At 35.8% G+C, this 17,936-nt stretch carries 13 protein-coding genes; 3 read left to right on the top strand and 10 right to left on the bottom strand.

The genetic code is table 11. The features are described from left to right. The first annotated feature begins 404 nt into the window (after window positions 1-404). Window positions 405-854: an SRPBCC family protein gene (locus LNP19_RS12495; RefSeq protein WP_230062246.1), complete on the top strand. Its 450-nt coding sequence runs from the start codon at window positions 405-407 to the stop codon at window positions 852-854. Window positions 855-1,333: 479 nt separating this feature from the next. Here LNP19_RS12495 and LNP19_RS12490 read toward each other — a convergent pair whose 3' ends face one another. From LNP19_RS12490 to LNP19_RS12455, 8 genes are all read right to left on the bottom strand, one after another. Continuing rightward, on the bottom strand, window positions 1,334-1,753 hold the full coding sequence (locus tag LNP19_RS12490; RefSeq protein WP_230062245.1) for a VOC family protein: 420 nt from the start codon (window positions 1,751-1,753) through the stop codon (window positions 1,334-1,336). Window positions 1,754-1,928: 175 nt separating this feature from the next. Beyond that, window positions 1,929-2,282, bottom strand: coding sequence for a DUF4377 domain-containing protein (locus tag LNP19_RS12485; protein ID WP_230062244.1), 354 nt, complete (start codon window positions 2,280-2,282; stop codon window positions 1,929-1,931). Between the two features lie 202 nt (window positions 2,283-2,484). Beyond that, window positions 2,485-3,414: a TolB-like translocation protein gene (locus LNP19_RS12480; RefSeq protein WP_230062243.1), complete on the bottom strand. Its 930-nt coding sequence runs from the start codon at window positions 3,412-3,414 to the stop codon at window positions 2,485-2,487. Between the two features lie 175 nt (window positions 3,415-3,589). Then, a complete protein-coding gene (locus LNP19_RS12475) occupies window positions 3,590-4,774 on the bottom strand; it encodes an outer membrane protein assembly factor BamB family protein (RefSeq protein ID WP_230062242.1) in 1,185 nt (394 codons plus the stop codon). Window positions 4,775-4,900: 126 nt separating this feature from the next. Beyond that, entirely contained in the window at window positions 4,901-5,575 is a 675-nt protein-coding gene (locus LNP19_RS12470; RefSeq protein ID WP_230062241.1) for a hypothetical protein, read from the bottom strand. Window positions 5,576-6,143: 568 nt separating this feature from the next. Beyond that, window positions 6,144-6,428 carry an addiction module antidote protein gene (locus LNP19_RS12465; RefSeq protein WP_230062240.1) on the bottom strand — a complete coding sequence of 95 codons (285 nt, stop codon included), beginning with the start codon at window positions 6,426-6,428 and terminating at the stop codon, window positions 6,144-6,146. A gap of 123 nt (window positions 6,429-6,551) precedes the next feature. Then, window positions 6,552-6,731, bottom strand: a complete 180-nt coding sequence (locus LNP19_RS12460) for a type II toxin-antitoxin system RelE/ParE family toxin (protein ID WP_230062239.1) — start codon at window positions 6,729-6,731, stop codon at window positions 6,552-6,554. 247 nt (window positions 6,732-6,978) lie between these two features. Then, window positions 6,979-7,596: a hypothetical protein gene (locus tag LNP19_RS12455; RefSeq protein ID WP_230062238.1), complete on the bottom strand. Its 618-nt coding sequence runs from the start codon at window positions 7,594-7,596 to the stop codon at window positions 6,979-6,981. A 463-nt stretch (window positions 7,597-8,059) separates the two neighbouring features. Between LNP19_RS12455 and LNP19_RS12450 the strand changes: the two genes are divergently transcribed. Next, window positions 8,060-8,479, top strand: a complete 420-nt coding sequence (locus LNP19_RS12450) for a PepSY-like domain-containing protein (protein WP_230062237.1) — start codon at window positions 8,060-8,062, stop codon at window positions 8,477-8,479. Window positions 8,480-9,630: 1,151 nt separating this feature from the next. Here LNP19_RS12450 and LNP19_RS12445 read toward each other — a convergent pair. Both LNP19_RS12445 and LNP19_RS12440 read right to left on the bottom strand, forming a co-directional pair. Continuing rightward, the gene (locus LNP19_RS12445) at window positions 9,631-11,397 is read right to left on the bottom strand and encodes a RagB/SusD family nutrient uptake outer membrane protein (protein ID WP_230062236.1); all 1,767 of its coding nucleotides are present in this window, start codon (window positions 11,395-11,397) and stop codon (window positions 9,631-9,633) included. 17 nt (window positions 11,398-11,414) lie between these two features. Further along, window positions 11,415-14,573, bottom strand: a complete 3,159-nt coding sequence (locus tag LNP19_RS12440) for a SusC/RagA family TonB-linked outer membrane protein (protein WP_230062235.1) — start codon at window positions 14,571-14,573, stop codon at window positions 11,415-11,417. Window positions 14,574-14,914: 341 nt separating this feature from the next. On the opposite strand from LNP19_RS12440, the gene LNP19_RS12435 reads away from it, so the two are divergent. Then, on the top strand, window positions 14,915-17,920 hold the full coding sequence (locus tag LNP19_RS12435; RefSeq protein ID WP_230062234.1) for a ligand-binding sensor domain-containing protein: 3,006 nt from the start codon (window positions 14,915-14,917) through the stop codon (window positions 17,918-17,920). The last annotated feature ends 16 nt before the right edge of the window (window positions 17,921-17,936 follow it).

Genomic DNA, 17,936 nt, shown 5'->3' with positions numbered 1-17,936 from the left:
CCCTTGTGTTTGTTGACTTTCCATTTGATATAAACTGAGAAATTCATTATTCCATAGCAATACAGTATAGTCCATTGACCTAAAATCGTTGTCAGTCCACCGTCCACCGATCCCTATCCCGATAAAAATAAAATTTAGATTTATTAGGAAATCAACACAGAATCTATCGGGGCCCAAAACCCACAACCCACAACTCACAACCGACAACTCACATCTCACAACCCAAAACCCAAAACCCAAAACCCAAAACCCAAAACCCAAAACCCATAACTGATAACCCACAACTCACAACTCACAACTCACAACCGACAACCGACAACCGACAAAACATTCAATATTATTTTTTATCTTTAATCTTTCAAGTAAGCCCCTTCATGAATAATCACTAATCCAAAATCAATAATATGGAAAATAATAGCGTTTCATTACACCGAGTACTTAAAGCCGCTCCCGAGAAAATTTATCGTGCGTTTACTGATGCAAATGCGATGGCATCATGGATTCCCCCATACGGTTTTTTATGTGTTGTTCATAGTATGGATGTAAAAATAGGAGGGAACTACAGCATGTCTTTTATTAATTTTTCTACAGGAAAGGGACACTCCTTTGGCGGAACATATAGGGAATTGAAGCCAAATGAGTTTATTAAATATACAGACAAATTTGATGACCCGAATTTGCCTGGTGAAATGCTCACTTCAGTTTGGCTCAAAAAGCTGTCTTGCGGTACAGAACTTAAAATTATCCAAGAAGGAATCCCTTCGGTTATACCAACAGAAATGTGTTATTTAGGTTGGCAGGAATCATTAGAGAAATTGGCAAAATTAGTGGAACCACAAATTCCGGATGCCTAAATGCCCCAAAAAACATAACTCTCGGAACTGACCACTCATGACTCATCCAGATAACTATTGGGACTCACAACCCACAACTCACAACCCACAACCCACAACCCACAACCCAAAACCCACAACCCACAACCCACAACTGATAACCCTACTAAAGCGGCTTTGGGCTTAAACTGCTAATTTAAAATATTTTTGTTTTTTTACAGAATAGGAATTCCTATCCAATGCATAATAAGCATTATTACAACAGTTATTCCAAAACTGCACAAAGTAAGAATACGCCAATAAGTAGACCGCCCATTTCCAAATCTCCAAATTCTTTCACCAGTTTCTTTCCTGTTTGATTCTAAAGTAAATTTCGACAGTATATATGTTGAAATAATAAAGATCAAAATTGCAATTAACCAAAATTTCATCATAATTTAAATTTTAAAAAAAGTTATTCAATTTAGATATCAAGATTAGCGCTAGCCGCTCTCTTGTTGTTATTCTGCCTTTTGTTCTATTGGAAACTGAGTCATATCCATATAAAAAATTTCCCAGGTGTGCCCATCAAAATCTTCAATAGTTCGCTCCTGCATAAAGCCATGATCCCGCATTTCGTTAGGTTCTATTCCACCGGCTTTCAATCCATTGGTCATGATATGATTTAATTCGTCAATGCTGTTGGTCGATAGTGAAAAAAGCCCTGCCAATTTGGATTTAGTGTCAGCAATGGGTTTGCTAGCAAAACTCGCAAATTTTTCGTGCGTCAGAAGCATTACAAAAATAGTTTCGCTCCAAACCATACACTTTGCGGTCTCGTCTGAAAATTGAGGATTGTTTGCAAACCCTAATGCAGTATAAAAGGCCATAGATTTTTGTAGATCTTTTACTGCTAAATTGATAAAAATTTGTTTTGCCATTTTTTAAATATTTAATAGTTAAGAATATTTTTTTGTTTCTATTTCGTTTGGTCAGTGTTTTTAGAGTAAGCACCGAACCCTCCAGCATTAAAACCGCTAGACTAAATTTTAAACTAATTAGAAAGTGAGTCGCTCGGCGATTCCTACTTCCCTTGTAAATAAATGGAGTTATTATTTAAGGTTTTGGAGTTTTAGATAGTATTTCGTCTAATTTATAAACAATATTGCTTCCGTCTTGTGGAGGATTTACTAAATATGTTTTTTGAAGTCTTACTTGATATTCATGATTTTCAACGTAATCAAATTTTTCAATTTCAGGTAAACTGATCCATTCAGTCGAATTAGTTTCTTTAATTTTAATTCCTTTTATTGTTGTAGTGCCAGGGAAAATAGTGTAATCAATATATTTGTGATATACGGTTGCCGTTACTACTACTGTTCGGTCAGAATGATCTTCTTTCTCGCAGCTTATGGTTGAAAAGTAAATAATAATAATAAAGCTAATAAATACACAGATAGGATTCTTCATTTTTTTGCTTTTAATTTTTTTAAATTTCTAATACTCCTTAGCTTTTAAAATGTCTTATATAAAGCTTGTTTCTTAAAAAAAAGAGAACTTTAAACTAAAGCCAAATATAACAAAATACTAATATAAAAAGAAGATTATTCTTATTTTTAGAAGGACTCTGTCCGCTATTGGCAGAGCCGTCTAACCGAGAGCTTACTGTTTATTATTCCAGTTCTAATTTAGTTTTATAAATTTTACTTAAGCCATTATTGCTTGCAGATAGGTATAGCTGCAAATCGGAAACAGTTTTAAATTCTCTGGGCCTAATTTCATTTCTTTTACTTGTGAAATATAACATTTGGTTTTGCTCGTCATAAAAAGGGCAATAATCCATATATTTTGAATTAATGGGTTCTCCTATGTTTTTAGCTTTTCCCCATATTCCGTTGGCATCTTTTTTTGAAACATATAGATCGCCACTACCGTAACCGTCTTTTTCGTTGTACTTTGTAAATAGTAGCAAATCTTCTTTCTTAGAAATAAAAGCATTAAATTCGTAGCCGCTACTATTGATGTTTTCGTCCAGAAGTATAGGCTCAGTGTATTTGCCGTTGTCCCAACGACTAAAATAAATATCATCTTTTCCTAATCCCTTAGGGGATTCCATTGTGAAATAGAGGTCGTTATTGCCACTAAGGGAGGGATAAAATTCATCCAAATCAGAATTAATTGGTTTTCCTATATTGATGGGTTGTGACCATTTTTCGCCTGACTTATTTCGTTGAACATACCAAATGTCAAAATCTTTTTTTACGGTATCAGTATCATGTAAAGGTCTGTCAGAAACAAAAAACAGCCGTTGACCATCCGCTGATAAAAAAGGTTCTAAATACATATATGAATCAGAAAACGGCATCAATTCCGGTTTTGTCCATCCTTTTTTTTCTTTTTTGATACAGGCAATTTGAGAAATTTCCTGAAAAGGACTTTGGATTGTAAAAAAAACTTCATTGCCGTCTGCCGACATAGTAAAATCGCGTACACTTACATATTGGTTTAAGGCAGTACTAAATTGTACGACCTCATTGGTACTCTGAGCCCATAGCCCGTTTGAAATAAAAACAAGTACAATTATGAATCTAATTTTCAGCATAGTTATAAGTCTGTTTGATAATTTGTTTGCTAGAGTTCTTCATAATTCTTAGTTAATAATAACGCAAAGTGTTTATTATGTACTAAATAGGTGATTTCGAATTATAAACTTTTCAAACCGCTAAGTTTTCTTCTATTTCACCTATTTTGTATATACTTTCTTAGGAAAAGTTCATTTATTTAAGTTTATATGCATAAATAAGTCCATTGGCATCACCAAAATAAATAATTCCATTATCAATTATAGGGGTTGATAGAAGTGCTCCTAGTTCAAGAATTGTTTTCTCAGAACCTTCCATGTCCTTTCCATATAATTCAAAATCGGTTCGAAAATCATCATTTTCATTATATACCAGATGGAAATTTTTCTTGCTAGCCTGAGTTTGAAAAACTTGTTCTAATTTTCCTTTAGACGGATTAAGCATATACAATTTTCCATTAAAACAACCGAAATAAATATTATTTTCAAAATATATAGCTTTCCCAAATACTCGCATATTTAAAGGGTAGGAACATTTTTCATAACCGGTTTCTGCAGATAAACCACAAAATCTGTGTGAATCTGAGGTTCCAAAATAAACCACATCATCAACAATAAGAGGTGTAGCAATAACCCAGCCTCCTTTCTCTTTCATATTCCACAATCCTCTTCCTGTTTCAATATCTAAGGCATAAATGTTAAAATCTCTACTGCCAAAAATTACAGAATTCTTATAAATAGCAGCAGCTCTCTGAATTTCACCTTTAGGAAAATAAGTATCGCCAACGGTTTTAAATTTCCAAACTAATTCTCCATTTTCAGTATTTATTGCATAAAAGAACCCGTCAAAACTACCTACATACGCTACCTTATTGTGAATTAATGGAGTAGCATGAACAATACCATCTGTTGTAAATTTCCAAATTAACGTGCCACTATTTGGTTCAATTGCATATATATTTCCGTCACCACTTCCAATAAATATCTTATTGTCTGAATAAACTGGAGATGAAAGGTAATAGTCCCAGATGTCAAGTCTTTTTTCCCCATTTGTTTTAAATGTCCATTGCACTTTTGCATTGTTTTTGTCAATAGAATATACTAATCCATCGGTACTATTAAAAATCACAGAATCTTTATATAACAAAGGTTGAGATTTAATGGCTCCTCTCGTTTTAAACTTCCATTTCAAACTGCCGTTTTTCTTGTCTAAAGCATACAAACATGAATCGTTACTTCCGATGTATAGTGTACTATTATCTACAGCAGGAGATGAATAAACACCTGCTGCAGTTGAAAATTCCCATAGCAAAGAACCCTGTCCGTAAACAGCTGTAGAAAAAAAAGTAAATAGAATAAGCAGTTTCTGTAGCTGTTTCATTTATTTTAATTTTTACCAGTAGACGATAGTCGGTCTTAGTAGGCCATAATTTTTCGGTTAAACACTAATTTTCCAAGTACAAAACCATTTTCAAATTAAGTCAAATGGCCAACGAAACTCTGACTATTATGCCTTGTTTTTCTTTTTCTCCTCAATTATTTTTTCCACTAAATCTCGGAAAGTTTTTACTTCGCCGATTACTAATTCTTGTCTTTCAGGTTTAAAAATGTTTATTGAGTTCCAAAATCCTTTCGTTCTAGTTTTGGCTCTTATTTTTGTTTCAATTTTTTCTATTGGTCTTGTGCCTGTCAAAGTAATTTCTTCCAAAACAGGTGAAAAATATTTATCCATATATTCAGTCAAACTTGAAGAAGGCTTGAGTTCTGAAACATTCACACCTTTTTGTTTTAAGTTTCTTTTTATCGTCAAAAATACACCTGCTTTAATACAAGGTTGTCCAAATAGTTTCTTTGGTTCGTAACTGTCTTTTAAAGCATGATTGGAAATTAGTTTACAAACATCAATTAGTTTTCTGTTTTTTGCTGGTTCTAAAGTGTCAAACCATTCTTTTTCGGGTATATTAATTCGGAATTCTTGATTAAGAAATTCACTTAGTTCTTTCCATCCTAATAAGTCTCTAGCCCATCTCCATTCTCTGATTGTCATTTCGGCTGTTATTTCTGCCCAAGAGTCTGCTTCGCAGTCAAGCGGACTGCAAAGTCTGTGTTGTTCTTTGAAAATTCCAAGAACTTCTTCTGTCGAATATTTTTCTGTAGTTTCTTTCATTTCAAAATAAGGCATAACGGCAGCCTCTTAAAAAAACCTCCATTACATTACCCTCAAATATAACAAAATACTAATATAAAAAGAAGATTATTCTTATTTTTAGAATACAACACATCACCGGAATTTCTCTTGATAAGATAGTTTTTTCAAGTGTTAGAAGACATGCGTCCTCATTTTCGGCTCCCTTTAGAGAAGGGGTAAACCGAAAATCGCACCCCTTTGCACAACTTCCAGTTCCGTTCAACCGCGGGTTCATTACTTCGTCCGATTAGTATCGGGACTCGGCACACAAACCTATGATTTACTGAAACTAAGTGAAACGTCTCTATAAAACTATTCTTCTATGTGGTTAAAAAACATCCCAATTGCTATCGGAGAACTAATAACTGATAACTATTGTTTCTTTTTTTCTTGATAAAAAAAGAAACAAAAAAATCAAACCTCAATAGTTGCTCCCGATAGCTATCGGGACTGAAAATCTCGGGCGCATTTCATAACTTCGTCCCTTCGTCCCGATAAGTATCGGAACTCGGGTGTTTGTGCTGTGCACGCAACGAACTTAGCTGTTGTGCGTTCGTTTTTTTTATGAGGTTAATGGATTTATATGTATTTGTCCTCCAATTGCTTTCAAAACTTTCATTATCGTTGAAAATTGTGGTTTGGATCCTTCCGACAATGCTTTGTACAAACTTGGTCTGCTCATTCTAGTTTCTTCTGCAATTTTGGTCATACCAATTGCTTTTGCAATATGTCCAATTGCAGTAACAATTTCAGCATCATTGCCTTCTTCCAAAACGGTATTTAGATATTCAGCAATCATTTCGTTGCTGTCCAAGTAATCTGCAATATCAAATTTTGACGTTTCCATTTTCTATTTTTTTAATTTTTTCCAAATTTCTTTTGCTTTTTCAATGTCTTTTTGTTGAGTAGATTTATCTCCTCCAATAAGTAGAATAATAACTTTCCCGTCAATTTCTTTGAAATAAACTCTCTAACCTTTTGCGTAGTTGATTTTTAGTTCTCTAATTCCATCTCCAACAGGTTCGCAATCTCCAAAGTGTTCGTCCTTTTCTAACTTTTGAAGTCGAAACAAAATTTTTGCTTTTGCTCTAAAGTCATTCAATTTCTTAAACCACTTATCAAATTCCGTCGTCTTTTCAATAAAGTACATTCTTTAGACTGTATTCGTTTGGATAAAAAATAATTTAATCTTGCAAATTCAGTTTTAAACGTTCTATCTGGGCAAAAGCTAAAACATTAAAAAAAACAGCCTCGATGAACGGATTAATTTAAAAATAACTATTGCTACCAAAATTAAAAGCAACAGCGAAAAGGGGTAGTACAAGAATTAATTTTAGAGACAGCGATTCCATTAATGGCAACAAGCCGCATAATAGTATGCTCCTGACTCTAAATTGCTAATAGATAGGATACAAAAGGGTTTCTTCTTTAGTATCTGTTTTAGTCGAAATCCGTATTTCTTTTAAACAATTCCCTTTCTCATCTTTGGTCACACAGTATAGCAGGACCTCGTCAATAAGTGCCTCATTTTTGTCTCTGATGACAATTTTAGAGCGCTCTTTGTTAGTATAATAGAAATACCTAGTGTGGAAAGGGGCAAAATGATCAACTATTTTAGCAATAGTTCCATCGGTATTATAATGATAAATGGCTTCATTTTGTTTATATTGTTTCTTAGTGTAGCAACTGATACGTTCTCTTTGTTTAGGCTTCCAACGCGTTTTGCAATAATAAGCCTCTTTGTCGGGATAGATTTCCACCACAAACCATAATTTTTTTTTGGTTTCTTGCACAAGATGGCCTGAAGCATCAACAGTTTTGGAATATTTGATGCGACCATTTCGGGTAAAAATCATTTGCTTTTTTTGTACAAGCCTTTTCTGATCGTCGACTACGACATAAGTTTCTTCGGTTGCAGATTTTATTCCTTTAGCCAGTCCTTGCTTATCGATATACTTTTTTGTGGCGCAGGAGGCTACTGTCAAGAGAAGGATAAAAAAGAGTGAAATTTTCATAATTCTAAAGTGTAGCGTTGTACTAAGATACTGTTTTTCAAAGCATTTACTTCCGATGGACAGGGGCGTGTTTTTTTTTAAAAAAACAAACTTTCTGAAGCGCAGCAGTAAGGATATAGAGCAGTACAATCAGTAATGGATTGCATTTTCAACTGAAATACCTCGGCCTTTTGTCAGAATAAAACCTGCAAAAATCATTACAGTTTCCAGTTTTTTTGAAATAACCAAAGGGACAATTTTGTAACTTCGTTCCCATATTAAAGATAATGATAATTTCTTTACGGGAATTTCTGTTTTTTTTAATGTCAATGGCTAATAAGGAAGATGGGATCAGAAAAGAAGCGATCACTTAAATAAAAAATAAAATAAGTTAGTTTAGGAGATCTTATTTTTGGCAGTTTAAAAAGGAATCAGGAGTGAAATAACCGGATAATTTCTAACTTTATATTTTAATACTGGAAAAATGAAAAAGAATAGTATACTGATAGCAGCTACGCTGATAGCTAGCGGTTCATTTGCTCAAGCGCCACCAAAAACAGTTACCGATGCATTGGAGAAAAAATTCCCCAATGCCACAAAAGTGAGTTGGGATATGGAAGGGCCCCTGGAATGGGAAGCAGAATTTAAGTGGAAAGGAAGTAAAATTTCAGCAGAATTCAATCAAGACGGAACCTGGTTAGAAACGGAAAAAAATATAAAACCCAGAGCGCTGCCTCAATCCGTTCTTGCTGCAATCAGGCTGGAATTTCCGGCATGGAAATTAAAAGAAGCCGAAGAAAAAGAAACTGCAAAACAGGGAAAATTATACGAACTGGATCTTAAAAAAGGTTCAGAGAATAAAACCGTTACTTTTAAAGAAGATGGAACAGTCCTGCTAGAATAAATTCAAATAACGCCTTGGCTGTAATTAGTTTTTAATGATGATTTTTCGTCAGTTCGAGGCATAATTTTTTTACAAAAAAAGCAATTTGATATGATATCCTCAGTGTCACCTCGAGCGGAGTCGAGAGGCTTCAATGTAAAAAACGTCAATGGTAGTGATTTTCGATAGAAAATCGTATCGAGACAGAGTAGAATAAATTCAAATAACGCCTTGGCTGTAATTAGTTTTTAATGATGATTTTTCGTCAGTTCGAGGCATAATTTTTTACAAAAAAGCAATATAAGATGACATTCATCCTGTCAGGCTGAGCCTGTCGAAGCCCCTATTGTATCAAAACGTCATAGGTAGTAAATTTTCAGGAAATGCGAACAGCTTTTTCAGAAAATTTGTATCAACCCGAGCGCAGTCTTCAAAGCACTCAACCATCTCACAACTCACAACCCACAACTCACAACCAATAACCGTTGCCCGTCTATCGATGACCGAAAACTGACAACCCATAACCGACAACTTACAACCCACAACCCACAACTCATAACCCATAACCGTTGCCCGTCTATCGATGACCGAAAACTGACAACCCATAACCCATAACCCACAATATTGTATTACTAGAAAAACGGAACACGGATAACGCGAATCTAAACTGATAAAAACGGATTTCTATCTAAAAAAATCAGCGACAATCCGCCTGATCTGTGTCATCTGTGTGCCAATACTGAATTACTAGAAAAACGGAACACGGATAACGCGAATCTAAACTGATAAAAACGGATTTCTATCTAAAAAAATCAGCGACAATCCGCCTGATCTGTGTCATCTGTGTGCCAATACTGAATTACTAGAAAAACGGAACACGAATAACGCGAATCTAAACTGATAAAAACGGATTTCTATCTAAAAAAAAATCAGCGACAATCCGCCTAATCCGTTTCATCTGTGTGCCAATACTGAATTACTAGTCCGCTAAGCGGACACTCATCGAGGAAAATGAAGAGCTTAAATAGCTTTTAGTGCTCAAGTTACAGCTTTTATTTGCAAATCGAGATTCTTACTCTAGGAGAGAAAGTTTTGAAACCAAAAGAGGCTGTCCTTTTCGGACAGCCTCTTTTATAGAAATAATAAATGTACTTATTAAGTTTAATACCAAATTAATACCCAAAATTTTGATCTTCCGGAAATACTTTGTCATTATTGTTGATCTCATCTAAAGGTATTGGAAGCAATAAATTCTTTTTTAAGAAATCTTCAGTAAGAACACCATTATTGATGATATAATCCCTGTATAGCCCTCCAACGGAATTGCTGGTTTCAAGATTGTATCTGTATTGAACATTTTTACTGTTGTTATGAATTTCCATTACTTTTTTCAAATAAGCTGTTCCTCTGCGACGGATATCTTCAAACAAATTAGGCTCTCCGGCCAATTCAAACATTCGTTCAAAAAAGATTTTATCACGCATCGCATCTTTACTCAGCGCAGTTTGAACTTGAGGATAAATAGCTCCTGCTACTGAATTTCGGGCACGATCTAAAACTTGGTTTAGGTAGCTAAGTGCCTGGCCGCTATTCCCTAATTCATTTTCAACATCAGCCATCAACAAAAGCAAGTCAGCATAACGGAAGATAATTAAGTTTTTAGGATCGTACTGGGCATTCGCCATTACTGTGGAGAGCATCTTATGATTCAATGGATTGATATTTCTATCACCAGCAGAGGTGTTGTTCCAAAGAGCTCTAAGACCATTAGGCAGGCTAGTACCGGTAGCAAAGTCGTAATCTGGATTAGTTGGGCTATCACCAGATTTACGAGGCGCCGAAGCATACATATCATACACAACTGGCGCAGTCGCTGTGCCGGTATTATACAAAGGATAAGCAAAATAGGTTTGATTTTGCGTTGCAGCCGAAGTATTGTTTACCCATCTCGATAAATAGGTAGAGGCCATACGGGGATCGTCAGGGTAAGTGCCGCGATGCAAATCATAGAAGGCCCTGTCTATTTTGATATTTCCAAAAGAAGGCTGAGCGGCTGCAATTCTACCAAAGGAGCCAGCTGTAGGACCAAAATTAAACGAAGTGCGTAGATTGACACCGATAGCATCAGTAAAATTAATTTGGAATATAGATTCTGTAGAATTACTGTGACTAACCCATAAATCAGCAAATTTAGGAGCCAATGTAAATTTTCCAATGGCCTTATCGCCATAGGTTTTTGCCAAAGTATACAAAGCAGTGGCGTCTTTTCCTTCTGCTTGCGATTGGTTGGCCATCATCCAATAACATTTGGCAATAAACGCATTGGCAGCATCTTTGGTAGCCAAACCTTTCATGCTTTCAATTGCGGGTAGGTTTTCTGCTGCAAATACTAAATCACTCAATGCCTGATCATACACCTGAGCTCTTGTGCTTAAGGCCGTGTGTAAGTTGGTAGACGATAGCGGTTCTGTAATTATGGCTGCTTTCCCAAACAAATTAGCCAATTGAAAGTAAGCAAATCCTCTTAAAAATCGAGCATGGGCAATTCCTCTTGTTTTATAGGCTGGAGGGAGGCTGGACGCTTCCAATCCTTTTGCTAAATAGGTACCTTCTGAAATGACTCTATAAAAGCCGGTCCACATCGAGTTCAAGAGGGGATGTTCTTGGTAATAATCATATTTGATTGATTTTTCAAGACGATCACCATCGGTTTTCGACCAATAGATTCCGTTGGCTATGGTGATTTCATGTATAAACTGACCGTAAAGCGCTGAACTGGCTAACCAACCGTAATTTTGCATGATAACTGCTTCGGCAGTGCTTTCATCGTTAAAAACAGTGGCCGAATTTAAACTGTATTTTGGATCTTCTTCTAAAGAACAGGAGGTGCTGATAATGGACACCAAAACAAGCATTAAGCCGATTATATTGAATTTCATTTTCATGACTTATTGTATTAAAAAGTTAAATTTACACCTAGAATAATTTGTCTTTGTGCGGGGAATGAATACAGATCAAATCCTCTTCGTAACGGATCAAAGTTGAAAGATCTGCTAGTAGGGTCATAACCACTGTAGTTGCTTATTGTGAAAACATTTTTTGCAGAGGCAAAAAGGTCTAAACCACTCAAGCCTAGCTGTCTGGCAATAGCAGACTGGAATGTATACCCCAGAGTGATATCGGTACATCTTAAGTAACTGCCGTCTTCAAGATAGCGGTCATAAATATGTCCATTAGCAATATTACTGTCAAGAGAAGGATACACATTAGATGGGTTGCTAGGGGTCCAAGCATTGGCAACAGCTTCTGGTTTCCTGTTTCTGTCCCCACTTTGAATATTCGCTAAGTTAGTATAGCGGTTGTTGGCATTAAAGATATCACCTCCCTGTACTCCTGAAAATGAAGTCGAAAAGCGCAATTGCTTGTAATTGAGACTGGATTGAAAGCCATATGTATAGTCTGGATTGGGATCACCAATAATGGTTTTGTCAGATAAGTTTACCACACCGTCACCATTGACATCGACTACTTTAAGATTTCCTGGAGCAGATGAAATTCCAAAAGGAGCACCTACTACATAAGTGTCATTCTGTTGTACGATACCATCCGTTTTAAAGCCGTAAAAAAGACCCGGCGCTTCGCCTTCCATAAAGATATTGGCCTGACCAAAGTGGTCTCCTGCGGTGTTCCCCAAAAAGGCGGTTACGGTTCCTAAAGAACCATATACACCCGGAGTATTTCCTATTTTATTAATCGTAGATTGGTTGAAGGCAATATTACCGCCAAGAGTCCATTTAAAATCTTTTTTACGAATAAGATCAACATTTAATAAAAGTTCAACCCCCTTGTTTTGAACTTCACCTCTGTTAACCGTTATCGAACTGAAAGCAGTAGAACCAGGTAAAGAAATGTTGACTAATAAGTCTTTAGTTGTTTTGTTATAAACATCTACCGATCCTGAAATTCGATCCTGAAATAATCCAAAGTCAAGCCCTCCATTAATAGATGCCGTACTTTCCCATTTCAAATCAGGATTACTGATACCACTCACCCCTAAACCTTGGATGATCGCTCCTGTAGTTGTTGCATATCCTGCACCTATAGCGCCATAGCCAAACACAGTGGAGTAGGGACTGATATTTTGACTTCCTGTTTCTCCATATCCCGTACGTAGCTTAAATTGAGACAACCAACTGGCGTGGTTCGATACAAAGTTTTCTTGAGCCACATTCCATGCTAAAGCAAATGACGGAAAATAACCCCATTTATTTTCAGGACTGAATTTGCTGGTTCCGTCTGCACGCATAGTAGCAGTAACCACATATTTCCCATTATAAAATGAAGCATTCAATCGCGCCAAATAGGATAATAATTGGTAATCACTTTGGCCTGGGCTTAAAATTTGTTGCGTCGTAGCCGTATGCAATCCATTGGTACGTAAATTTTTATAAGGAAAATTTCTTCCCAGTGCAGCCGTACTGGACAAGCTGTAAACATCATAGGTTGCTCCTGCAGTAGCATCTATACGTGCTGCTCCAAAGGATTGATTATAGAACAAAAGATTTTCAACATTGTAGTTGTTGCGTTTTAATTTGTCTTGGGTCAATTGACCATTGTAAAGAAAACCATTGTACAATCCCAAATCATACCAGTTTGTTTTTTCCACATTGTTTAAGTTTCCTCCAGTTCTAAAAGTATATTTTAGGTTTTTGCTAATTTTGTAATCAGCATTGAAAGAGCCAGTAAAACGCTGTTCATTGTTAATGTCGTCATAGTCGGTAAGCCAACTTAATACGGTACCTCTACTGTCTACATCGTTTGCAAAAGTAACATCATCTGTAGGTCTAAAATAGGGAGCAGTATTGATCGCTGTAGGAATAATAGCTCCCGAAACTCTACCGGTAGTATTACCGCCAGACATCATATTGTTTTTTCTCAGGAATCCGCTAAGCTGGAAACCTACTGAAAGTTTGTCGGTAAGATCTGTATTTAAGTTAAGGCGAAAATCTCCATGTTTCAAACCGGTATTTTTAACAATACCTTCCACATTTTTAAATGAAGAAGAAAAGCTGTATTTTACTTTTTCAGATCCTCCATTGATATTTAAATTATAATCTTGAGATAAGGCCGCCCTTGTTACCTCTTTTTGCCAGTCTCTATTGCTAATGGCGGATTCTTTGCTAACATTTACACCATTTTCATCTACACCCGTATAGACGTATTTGATGTCCTCACCAATCAGAAATCTTTGATCAGTTGGAAATTTAGTATTCCAGTAAGTTCCATATTCTCTAAGATTCATGAGATCGATAAATTTTGCGGCTTCAGCCATAGAAAAATTTGCACTAACACGAATCGTGGCCTTACCGGCTTTACCTCTTTTAGTAGTAATTAAAATAACACCATTGGCACCACGGGAACCATAAATAGCCGTTGCAGAAGCATCTTTTAGAATTTGAATGTCTTCAATGTCATTCGGATTGATACCGGCCAACGGATCCAGAGAAGGCTGATAATCGCCACTGGAATTGCGCATACCTTGTGAAGTTGAGGATTGCGGAACATTATCAATTACATATAGAGGCTGACTGTCTCCTTGCAAGGAATTAGCGCCACGAATAGTGATTGAACCAGCCGATCCGGGAGTAGAACCTCCTGTCGATATACTGACACCAGCCACTTTTCCTTGCAGTAAATCATCAATAGACGTGGCAATTGCAGCTTCATCTCGGTTTGGCTTTAACGAAACAATAGCCCCAGTCAGGTCTTTTTTACGCATAGAACCATAGCCCACCACAACAACATCATCTAATTGTTGGGCATCTTCTATAAGGGATACGTTGATCACCTGATCTGTACCCAATGTCTTTTGTTGATTGCTAAAGCCTAAATAAGCAAAAACCAATACATCACCTTTTTTGGCTTCTAATTTGTATTTCCCGTCAAAATCAGTTGACGTCCCTTTAGAGGTATTTTTAATCTGAACATTTACGCCGGGTATAGGCGATCCCTTCTCATCCGTAACCTTCCCGGTTACCACTTTTATTTGTGCCAACAAAGTACTGCTAGCCATGATAATAAAAAGAAATGATAGTATCAAACTTCTTTTGCTCATAAAATTGTGATTAAGTTAGTTAAAAAAATAATTGTAATTGGTTATTAAAAATGGTTAAAATCGCAAGAAGCAATCGAAAAGATTTATACTTGATCTAACTTCCTGTGTACTATGTTTTTTCTGTTATACAATTTCTAGGCATCTGATAAGGACTAAAATTTATTTCCACTAATTTTTAGCACATAAGTTTTTTACTTTAGAAATTATTATTACAAATTTAAAAGAGATGTTAAATTAGTATTAATATTGTGGGGATACAAAAAGGTTACATCAATGAAACTTTGGGGTTACATGTTTAAATTTACAGCTGTTAATTAAAAAAAAGGCTAAAAGCATAAGTTATGATAATACGATTAAGATTAATAGGTTTGCTGTTTTGTATCTTTCTATTACAGCAAGCACCGCTGCACGCACAAACCAATATTTTAAGGTTTAAGCGCGTTACTTCCCAACAAGGATTATCAGAAAATGGGGTTACAGCTGTCATGCAAGATGACAATGGAAGACTTTGGGTAGCAAACAAAATTGCAATTAACAGCTTTGATGGGGAAACAGCTAAAGTATATCATGTAGGTCAAAACAATAATATAAATCAGTTTTTTGAAGACAAAAATAGAAATATTTGGGCAGCCACCCAGCACGGAATTTATGTCTTTGATAAGAACAAGGACAGCTTTGTGAAATTAAAATCCAATCACAAAAAACGGAACAAATTGTTCGCTTCTAATGTCTTTTGTATAGTTAGCACCAAGCAAAATGAACTTTTAATAAGCGGAGCAAATGATTTTTTGGTGAAGCTGAAAATAGACCGCAAAGCCAGAGTCATTGACAGTTCAATTCAATTTTTAAACAAACCTAAAAAATATGGGAACCTTACTAAAATAGTAAAAGGACCGGATGCTACATTTTGGCTGGCTACTGATAGAGGAGAAGTATTAATCATGAAAAATGATGTGATTAGTGAATCCGCTTTTGTAAAATCAGGAAATGGACTCTTAATAAATGATTTGGCTATGGATAATTTTGGTAATTTATGGGTAGCTACCAATGGCAACGGACTCTTTCGCTATAACATTGATAATAAAACAACGAAACATTTTTATAAAGAGGATAATGCTCCGCAACAATCCATCAATAATAATATAGTGACGAAGCTCTATGCCGAAGGAAAGAATCTGTGGATTGGAACAGATGGTGGCGGTCTTAATTTATACGCTCAAGACAAAGAAGTTTTTAATTATTATACCTACGACTTTGGTAATGAGTTTTCAATATCGGATAATTCAATAATCGACATACAACCGGGACTAAATAATGTCATCCTATTAGGGACGGTACATGGTGGAATATCCATGTTTCGAAATAATTATAAAATACAAAATGTGCCCGCCAAAAATTTGAAATTTTTAACGCAAGATCCCCAAGGATCCAGAGTAATGGAGGACAGTTATAAGAACATCTGGTTATCGGCAGGAAGAACGGGACTTCGAAGATACAACCCAAAAACGAAGTCATTAACGATATTTTCAGCTAAGGGATCCGATTCGGGATTTAGAGGAAATATAGTGCTTTCCCTATTTGAAGATAATAATAAAAGAATATGGGTGGGAACCCTGAGAGAAGGAGTTAATATATATGATTTAAAACAGGATAGATTTATAGACTTCAAGCAAGGCAAAGACTTTAAAGGGGTTTTTTCAATAACCCATGATGATCAGGGGAATATATGGGTAGGCCACAGAAAAGGAATCAGTATTTTTAACAAAGATTTGAAATTAATACAGCTATTAACCAAGCAATCTTCCAATTCCAATCAGATAATTTGTTTGTACAAAGATACCAAAGGCAATATGTGGGTCGGAACTACTGATGGTCTTTTTAAATATGAAAAAAAAGACAAGGGTTTTGTGATGAGAACCTACAAACACAAGGATAAGGAGGTTCACTCTTTGAGCAGTAGCAGTATATTGTCAATAGGAGAAAGCCAGGATTCATCAATTTTAGTAGGTACCTACGGCCATGGTTTGAATAAATATGTGAAGGAAACGGGAAAATTTGAAAGGCTGGCCAGTGGAAATAAAATCAAAGGAGGAATAATACGCGGGATTTTAAAAGACCATCAAAAGAATATTTGGCTCAGCACAAATGCGGGATTAACAAAAATGGATTCGAAAGGGGAGATCACTAATTATGGGATCTCTGAGGGCATATTTCCGTTTAATGGTGGTGCCGCGAGTTTAGATTCGAGCGGTAAAATAATAATGGCGGGAGTATTTGGCTTATCCTATTTTAAACCGGATAAATTACAGTTCAAAAACTATTGCCCCCCAGTTTATTTTACTTCAATTAAAGCAGTCAACGGGGAAAAGGAATCGATTTATTCGTTCTCTGAATTTGCAAACGATACAGTGGTGGTCAAACCGGACACCAAACTATTGAATATTAACTTTGCTTCCTCTGAATTGTATTCAAAGAGTAGTATTGAGTATCAGTTTCTGATGGTTGGACTGGATGACAACTGGCAAAACCTGGGAGGTCAAAACAAAATATCCTTCTCTAATTTAGATCCGGGAAAATACCAATTAAGGGTGAGAGCAACTAATAATTCCAAATTATGGGATAGTAAATACACGACTTTGTATATCATTGTCAAACCTTCCTTTTGGCAAAGACCTTTAGTAAGGGGCCTGCTGCTGCTTGTTGTTATTTCAATGTTTGTAGTAGTCTACCGCCTAAGGACTTCTGTAATCGAAAAACAAAAGATAAAGCTTCAGAAACTTCTCGACTTGAAGACCATTGAGGTCAAAGAGCAGGAGCAGAGAATATCGCAGGGCAAGATTTCAATGTTAGAAATTGAAAAACAAAATCAAGGCTTAAGACAGAAAAAATTGCAAGATGAGTTAAACTTCAAAATAAACGAACTTACTAACAATTCATTGCGAAGCATGCACAAAAACAATTTGCTCAATGATATCAAAGACAAACTCAAAACCGAATTGAAGAGTAAAACAATAGACAGAAACAATTTGGAGGCTATAGTGGATCATATAAATGACAGTTTTATTCTTGATGCTGACTGGGAAAGCTTTTATACGCTTTTTAATCAAGTACATCCTACCTTTATTAAGGAATTAAAACGACAATATCCTGCTTTAAGCGAACGCGAAATAAGATTGTGTACTTTAATTTTGATTGATTTTTCTTCCCAGCATATGGCAACGCTTTTTGGAATTTCGCTAACCTCCATAAAAGTGGCGAGACATCGATTGCGTAAAAAATTGAATATACCAACTGGTGAATCGGTAAAAAACTTTATGCTAGACCTGGCTGCCGATGAATTAAAATAGCTGGGGAACCTGAGAT

It is taken from the genome of Flavobacterium acetivorans (genome assembly GCF_020911885.1).
Lineage (GTDB): Bacteria > Bacteroidota > Bacteroidia > Flavobacteriales > Flavobacteriaceae > Flavobacterium > Flavobacterium acetivorans.
Note: the sequence above shows the minus strand (reverse complement) of the source record. Positions and strands in the feature narration are given on the sequence as shown.